Source organism: Variovorax sp. GW821-FHT09B01 (genome assembly GCF_059418345.1).
Window position 1 is genome coordinate 1 of record NZ_JBWKPQ010000052.1, and the last position, 6,407, is coordinate 6,407.

The following is a 6,407-nucleotide window of genomic DNA, read 5'->3' on the forward strand; positions in this document are numbered from 1 at the left end:
GGTTTCGGCGGCGGCGGGCGCGGGCGCGGGCGCGGGCGCGGGCGCGGGCGCCGCCGGCGGTGCTTCGGCGCCCGGCGGTTCGGCGACGGCGCCGGCCGCGGGTTCCTCGCTCGGCGGTTCCTGCAGCCCGCCTTCGCTCGGTGGCTCCCGCAGGCCCCCCTCGGCGGGCGGCTCCTGCAGGCCGCCCGAGCTGGCGTCGCTGCTGCTGCTTCGGGACGCACCGATCTCCTCGATGTCGTAGCGCGCCTCGGCCTCGACCGTGGTCACGGCCCGGTAGCTGCCCAGCGCCAGCAGCGCGTAGATGACGGCGGGCAGCGCCACGATGCCGAGCTGCCTGAGCACGTGCGAGAGCGGCACCTCGGCATTGCGCCGGCCCTTGAGCAGGCCCAGCAGCGCATGCGCCGACGGGCTGGCCGCGATCCGCTGCGTCAGCGGCGGCAGCGGCACCACGCGCTCGGCGGCCGACAGCGGCGGCGCCCACTGTGGCTTGAGCTTGGCGATCAGGATCACGTAGACCACGTAGAGGCCGGCCAGCATCAGGCCCGGGAAGAAGGCGCCCGCGTAGAGCTGCACCACCGACACGCCGGCGGTGGCGCCGTAGACGATCAGCAGCACCGAGGGCGGGATCAGGATGCCGAGGCAGCCGCCCGCCGTGATCGCGCCCGCGGCCAGCGGCACGCTGTAGCCGCCGCGCAGCATCGCGGGCAGCGCCAAGAGGCCCATCAGCGTGACCACCGCGCCGACGATGCCGGTGGCGGTCGCGAAGATGGTGCAGGTCACGAGCGTGGCGACCGCGAGCGCACCCGGCAGCCGCGCGAGCGCGAGGTGCAGGCTCTTGAACAGCGACTCGATGAGGTTGGCGCGCTCGACCAGGTAGCCCATGAAGACGAACAGCGGCACGGCGATCAGCACGTCGTTGGCCATGGTTTTGTAGGCCGACTGCACCATCAGGTCGAGCGTGCGGTGCCAGTCGCGCTCGTAGGCCAGGAAGGTGAAGAGCATGCCCATGCCCATCAGCGTGAAGGCGGTGGGAAAGCCCAGCATGATCGCCACCACCACGAGCGACAGCATCAGCAGGCCCAGGTGGCCGTTGGTGATGGTCTCGGCGCGCAGCAGCATGGTGGCGCCGGCGATCACGACCAGCGCCATGAAGCTGAGGCCGAACCAGAGTTCGCGGCGGATCTTCATCGCGCGCCCTCCCGTGCCTCGTTGGCGACCACCACGCGGTCGAGCGCGGCGATGTCGGCGTCCTTCACGTGCACCATCTCCTTGAGCTTCTCGACGTCGACCTCCTCGACGTCCTGCTCGCGCGAGGGCCAGGCGCCGTCGCGGATGCACTGCACGCAGCGGATGATCTCGACGAGGCCCTGCAGCAGCAGGGTGAAGCCCGCGAGCGGGATGATGAACTTGAACGGGTACAGCGGCAGCGGCTCGGCCGAGAAGGTCTGCTCGCGGATCGCGAGCGCCTCGCTCGCGTAGATCCAGCCGGCCCAGGTCAGCGCGACGATGCCGGGCAGGAAGAAGACGATGTAGAGCACCAGGTCGACCAGCGCCTGCGTGCGCGGCCTGAAGAAGCCGTAGAGCACGTCGCCGCGCACGTGGCCGTTCTTCGAGAGCGTGTAGGCCCCGGCGGTCATGAACATGGCGCCGTAGAGCATGATCTGCGCGTCGAGCACCCAGGCATGCGGGCGGTTGAGCACGTAGCGCGAGAACACCTCCCAGCTGATCAGCAGCGTGAGCAGCAGGGCACACCAGGCGAAAGTCTTGCCGATCCACGTCGAGAACCGGTCGACCGCCAACAGGAAGGATTGCATCGGGACGAAACTCCTCGCCGGGCGCTGCGCGCGTCGTGCGCGGCCCGCGTCAGGCGAAATCGGGAATGAGAAGAGGGCACCCGCCTCGGGGTGCCCTCGCGTTCTTTCTCTGGCCGGAAGACCCGTTCAGGTCTTTTTGGCCTGCCGTCCGAAGTAGTGGTTGTAGGCCATCTTGAAATCGACCGAGTAGTCGTTCTGCCACTGGCCCGCGCGCTCGGCGAAGGCGCGCTGCGAATCGAGCACCTTCTTGAACAGCGGGTTCTCGGCCGACTTCTTCGCGATGGTCTTGTCCCACGAGGCGAGCTGCGCGCGCAGCACCGAGTCGGGCGTCTTGTAGAACTTGATGCCGCTCTTCTTGAGCTCCTCGTAGTCCTTGGAGTTGCGGTCGATCGCCTTCCAGCTCATGTCGGCGCTCGCGGCCTGGGTCGCGTACTCGATCACGGCCTTGAGCTCGGGCGGCAGCGCGCGCAGCTTGGCGCCGTTCCACAGCACCTCGAACTGCTCGCCGCACTGGTGGAAGCTCTGCAGCATGCAGTTCTTGGCCACGTCGGGGAAGCCCAGCACGCGGTCGCTCGAGGCGTTGTTGAACTCGGCCGCGTCGATCAGGCCGCGGTCGAGCGCGGGCACGATCTCGCCGCCGGGCAGCGGGTTCACGGCCGCGCCCATGTCGGTGAACACGTCGACCGCGAGGCCCACGGTGCGGAACTTCAGGCCCTTCATGTCCTCGGCCTTGGACACCGGCTTCTTGAACCAGCCCAGCGGCTGCGTGGGCATCGGGCCGTAGAGGTACGAGGCGACGTCGAGGTTGAGGCTCTTGTAGATCTCGTCCATCAGCGCCTTGCCGCCGCCGTAGGTGTGCCAGGCCAGGATCATGTTGGCGTCCATGCCGTAGCCCGGGCCCGAACCCCAGAGCGCGAGCGCGGAGTTCTTGCCGTACCAGTAGGCGACCACGCCGTGGCCGCCGTCGAGCGTGCCCTTGGCGACGGCATCGAGCAGCTGGAAGGCCGGCACCACCGAGCCCGCGGGCAGCACCTCGATCTTGAGGCGGCTGCCGGCCATGTCGTTGACCTTCTTCGCGTAGTCCTGCGCGTACTCGTGGAAGATGTCCTTGGCCGGCCAGGTGCTCTGGAAGCGCAGGGTGGTGGTCTGGGCCATGGCGACCATCGGCGCCGACATGGCGCCTGCGGCCACCGCGGCGCCCTTGAGCAGGCTGCGACGGCGGGTCGATTTGCTGTCTGTCATGTTGTCTCTCTCCATAGGTCTGACTGGGGAAATCCCAGGCCGCCTCTTGGAGTTATGGTTGACAGGCCAAGCCGCCATCTTTGGCGCGCAAGCAAAACACGACAAACAGGGTTTTCACGAACCGGTGAAAAATTCCACCATCCGGCGGCCACCGGGAACCGGTAAAGATGGCCGGCCCTTCGTGGGAACCCTCTTGCCATCGATCGAATTGGAAGGAATGCAGAAGATGACCGAACCCGTGGGTGAAAAAGGCTATGCCGGCGACGTGACGCCCGAGCAGGCGGCGCAATGGATGGCCAGCGGCGAGGCCGTGCTGGTCGACGTGCGCACCGATGCCGAGCGCGAGTGGGTCGGCTTCGTGCCGGGCGCGGTGCCGCTGGCGTGGAAGCAATGGCCGGGGATGGCATTGAACCCGGGCTTCGACGAGGGCGTGCGCGCGGCTGGCGAGGGTGGGAAGAAGGTGGTGCTGTTGTGCCGCAGCGGTGTGCGTTCGATCGCGGCGGCGAAGCGGGCGACTGAGCTGGGGGTGGAGGCTTACAACATCCTCGAGGGGTTCGAGGGGAATCCGGATGAGAGCGGGCACCGGGGGCAGGTCGGTGGGTGGCGCAAGCGGGGGCTGCCCTGGAAGCAGAACTGAGCTGCTAAGGGGACAGCAGATCGGGCCGATGGGCGCGCAGCCAACCCTCGGCACCAGCCAGCAATTGCGCGGCCTGGTCGATGCAGGCCTGGAGCGCGGCATTGGAGATCGGGTCGCCCTCGTAGTCGCTCACGTTGCGTTGCCGGCGCAGCGCATCGAGCACGATGATGTCCGGTTGCGCCACGCCGATCGTCAGCCCCAGGCTCTGGATGGCCGTCTGGTGATGGCCCGGCTGGCTGGTGGCCGTGCGGTAGCCGTTGGCCCACAGGCCCAGCATCGCGCATTGCATGATGCACTTGTAGGCCGCATCGAAGCGGTTGTCGGTGCTGACCTGTGCGACATGCGCGTCGGCCAGGTTACGACGTGCCGCCTGAAGCAGCTTGGCGATGCCCGCGGCATCAGGCTGGTGGACCTGCAGCCGCCCGATCGCCTGCAAGTTCTGCAAGCTCATCCGCCCCTCCCTTCACGAGCAGTTTGGGTTTGGCGAGTATGTCGCGTGCGAAGGCATCGCCGGCGCGTGCGCGCCGTGCAAATTCCTCGGTTGTGTAGAGCACCGTGTTCACTTCGCGGCCCAGCGTCGCGTGCAGGGGAAACACCGCCTGCGCGAGCGTCATGAAGTCGACGCTGCCCAGCACGAGCAGATCCACGTCGCTGCCGGGCGACGGCGTGCCGCGTGCGATCGAGCCGAACACCAGCGCGAACCGGATCTGCGCATCCAGCGGTGCCAGCGCTTCGCGCACGGCAGGCACCACGCCATGTGTCTTGCGAAACATCGCCGCGAGGTCCTCGAACAGGGGATGGCGGGTGTCGGCGTTGTAGCGCACCTGGTTGCCTTGTTCGCTGCGCTTGAGCAGGCCGGTGCGCGCCAGCTTGTCCACCTCGCGCGCGAGCGTGCCCGCATGGCTGTCGGTCAGGCGCGCCAGCTCTCGCAGATGGAATGCGGACTGCGGCTGCAGCAGCAGCACCGCCAGCACGCGCTGCCGCGCGGCGGGGAACAGCAGGTCCATCAAGGAAGAATCGTTGCTCATTGGGCGACGATTGTTGCTATTGAGGCGACATTCGGCAAGTCGCCGAGTTCAAAGACAAAGGCCCGCGGGCAAGCCGCGGGCCTTTTCCTGTACGAGTCGCGAAAGATCAGTTCAACGGAGGAATCCGCAGCTTCTGCCCCGGATAGATCTTGTCCGGATGCGACAGCATCGGCTTGTTGGCTTCGAAGATCGCGTTGTACTTGTTGGCGTCGCCGTAGTACTTCTTGGAGATGGCCGACAGCGTGTCGCCCTTGACCACGTCGTGGTACTGCGCGGGCGGTGCCGCGGGCGCGACCAGGTTGTTCTCCACGCTCGTCACGTTGGCCACGTTGCCGGCCGCGAGCGAGGCTTTCTCGCTGGCTTCCTGCGAGGGTGCGTTGCCCGCGAGCGTCACGATGCCGGTGCTTGCGACATAGGTCACGGCGAAGTTCGTGAGGCCGAGGTTCTGCGTCTCGATGTAGGTCTTGATGGCGGCCGCGGCCTTGTCGTTGGCATCGGGTTCGGCCGCCTGGGCCGACGAACCGCCGAACAGCTTCTCGCCCGCTTCCTTGATGAAACTCAACAATCCCATGGTTCTCTCCTTGGTCGGTGGTCGATGGAATTCGCGAATGTAGCGGCGCGCCGGGGTGCCCCCGCGTAGTCCCCGACCGCAACCGACAACACCGCGACAGCAGGAATAGTCACAAAGTCGCAATAATGCCGCGCATGTCCGCAGCCACCGCTCCCTTTCTCGCGATCGACATCGGCAACACGCGCCTCAAGTGGGCGCTCTACGATGCGGCTCGCCCCGGCGCCGCCCTGCTGGCGCAGGGTGCCGAGTTCCTCGATCACATCGAGCGGCTCGCCGACGGCCCCTGGGCCGATCTTCCATCGCCTTCCAGCATGCTCGGCTGCGTCGTCGCCGGCGATGCGCTGCGCCGCCGCGCCGAGGAGCAGGTGGTCGAGCGCTTCGACTGTCCGCCGCGCTGGGTCATGCCCAGCCTTGCCGAGGCCGGCATCGTCAACGGTTACGACCATCCCACGCGCCTCGGCGCCGACCGCTGGGTCGCGATGATCGGCGCGCGCCACCGCATGCTGCGCGAAGGCGCGCCGCGGCCCATGGTGGTGGTGCTGATCGGCACCGCAGTCACGGTCGAGGCCGTCGATGCCGACGGCAAGTTCCTCGGCGGCCTGATCCTGCCGGGCCACGGCATCATGCTGCGCGCGCTCGAGTCGGGCACGGCGGGCCTGCACGTGCCCACCGGCGAGGTGCGCGAATTCCCCACCAACACCAGCGACGCGCTGACCAGCGGCGGCACCTACGCCATCGCCGGCGCGGTCGAGCGCATGGTGCAGCACGTGCGCTCGCACTGCGGCGCCGAGCCGGCCTGCTACATGACCGGCGGCGCGGGCTGGAAGATGGCGCCCGTGATGAACGGCCACTTCGAGCTGGTCGAGAGCCTGATCATGGACGGGCTGCTGGTGATCGCGCAGCAGCGCGCCGGCTGAGAAGGTGTGAATGAACCTGCTGCGCGCCCCGATCTCGCATCTGCGGTCCTCGCCGTACGTCAGTACGGCTCCGGTCCTCGACGCGACCTCGGGGCGCTCGCGACGGTTCCTTCACACCTTCTGAGAGGGTGTATTTGAAATAAACACTCACACGTTATCCTCGTCCCATACGCAATGCTGCAACGCAGGAGGTGACGA

8 protein-coding genes are annotated in these 6,407 nt (G+C 67.6%); 2 read left to right on the forward strand and 6 right to left on the reverse strand.

The genetic code is table 11. The features are described 5' to 3' along the window. The 3 genes from AC07RV_RS45710 to AC07RV_RS45720 all read right to left on the reverse strand — a co-directional run. The coding region (locus AC07RV_RS45710) for a TRAP transporter large permease subunit (RefSeq protein WP_495338109.1) at nucleotides 1-1,188 on the reverse strand (1,188 nt) is incomplete at its 3' end. Next, nucleotides 1,185-1,814 carry a TRAP transporter small permease subunit gene (locus AC07RV_RS45715; protein ID WP_296789306.1) on the reverse strand — a complete coding sequence of 210 codons (630 nt, stop codon included), beginning with the start codon at nucleotides 1,812-1,814 and terminating at the stop codon, nucleotides 1,185-1,187. The genes AC07RV_RS45710 and AC07RV_RS45715, both read right to left, overlap by 4 nt. Nucleotides 1,815-1,940: 126 nt before the next feature. After that, the gene (locus AC07RV_RS45720; RefSeq protein ID WP_208514018.1) at nucleotides 1,941-3,056 is read right to left on the reverse strand and encodes a TRAP transporter substrate-binding protein; all 1,116 of its coding nucleotides are present in this window, start codon (nucleotides 3,054-3,056) and stop codon (nucleotides 1,941-1,943) included. A gap of 226 nt (nucleotides 3,057-3,282) precedes the next feature. Here AC07RV_RS45720 and AC07RV_RS45725 point away from each other — a divergent pair, with 226 nt between their 5' ends. Continuing rightward, on the forward strand, nucleotides 3,283-3,693 hold the full coding sequence (locus AC07RV_RS45725) for a rhodanese-like domain-containing protein (RefSeq protein ID WP_093354456.1): 411 nt from the start codon (nucleotides 3,283-3,285) through the stop codon (nucleotides 3,691-3,693). A gap of 4 nt (nucleotides 3,694-3,697) precedes the next feature. On the opposite strand, the gene AC07RV_RS45730 is transcribed toward AC07RV_RS45725, so the two are convergent. The 3 genes from AC07RV_RS45730 to lysM all read right to left on the reverse strand — a co-directional run bounded on the left by AC07RV_RS45730 (nucleotide 3,698) and on the right by lysM (nucleotide 5,292). Continuing rightward, nucleotides 3,698-4,144, reverse strand: a complete 447-nt coding sequence (locus AC07RV_RS45730) for a DNA-binding protein (RefSeq protein WP_093354190.1) — start codon at nucleotides 4,142-4,144, stop codon at nucleotides 3,698-3,700. After that, on the reverse strand, nucleotides 4,092-4,721 hold the full coding sequence (locus AC07RV_RS45735; RefSeq protein WP_093354193.1) for a nucleotidyltransferase domain-containing protein: 630 nt from the start codon (nucleotides 4,719-4,721) through the stop codon (nucleotides 4,092-4,094). Before AC07RV_RS45735 ends, AC07RV_RS45730 begins: the two co-directional genes overlap by 53 nt. Nucleotides 4,722-4,827: 106 nt before the next feature. Then, complete coding sequence (gene lysM, locus AC07RV_RS45740; protein WP_296789302.1) at nucleotides 4,828-5,292, reverse strand: peptidoglycan-binding protein LysM; 465 nt, start codon at nucleotides 5,290-5,292, stop codon at nucleotides 4,828-4,830. 134 nt (nucleotides 5,293-5,426) lie between these two features. Here lysM and AC07RV_RS45745 point away from each other — a divergent pair, with 134 nt between their 5' ends. Beyond that, nucleotides 5,427-6,209, forward strand: coding sequence for a type III pantothenate kinase (locus tag AC07RV_RS45745; RefSeq protein WP_093354459.1), 783 nt, complete (start codon nucleotides 5,427-5,429; stop codon nucleotides 6,207-6,209). Nucleotides 6,210-6,407: the final 198 nt, after the last annotated feature.

Bases quoted from the DNA above. Each gene is read 5' to 3' on its own strand.
- AC07RV_RS45725 (WP_093354456.1), top strand. From the start codon at position 3,283: ATGACCGAACCCGTGGGTGAAAAAGGCTATGCCGGCGACGTGACGCCC.
- AC07RV_RS45735 (WP_093354193.1), bottom strand. From the start codon at position 4,721: ATGAGCAACGATTCTTCCTTGATGGACCTGCTGTTCCCCGCCGCGCGG.
- AC07RV_RS45730 (WP_093354190.1), bottom strand. From the start codon at position 4,144: ATGAGCTTGCAGAACTTGCAGGCGATCGGGCGGCTGCAGGTCCACCAG.
- lysM (WP_296789302.1), bottom strand. From the start codon at position 5,292: ATGGGATTGTTGAGTTTCATCAAGGAAGCGGGCGAGAAGCTGTTCGGC.
- AC07RV_RS45720 (WP_208514018.1), bottom strand. From the start codon at position 3,056: ATGACAGACAGCAAATCGACCCGCCGTCGCAGCCTGCTCAAGGGCGCC.
- AC07RV_RS45715 (WP_296789306.1), bottom strand. From the start codon at position 1,814: ATGCAATCCTTCCTGTTGGCGGTCGACCGGTTCTCGACGTGGATCGGC.
- AC07RV_RS45745 (WP_093354459.1), top strand. From the start codon at position 5,427: ATGTCCGCAGCCACCGCTCCCTTTCTCGCGATCGACATCGGCAACACG.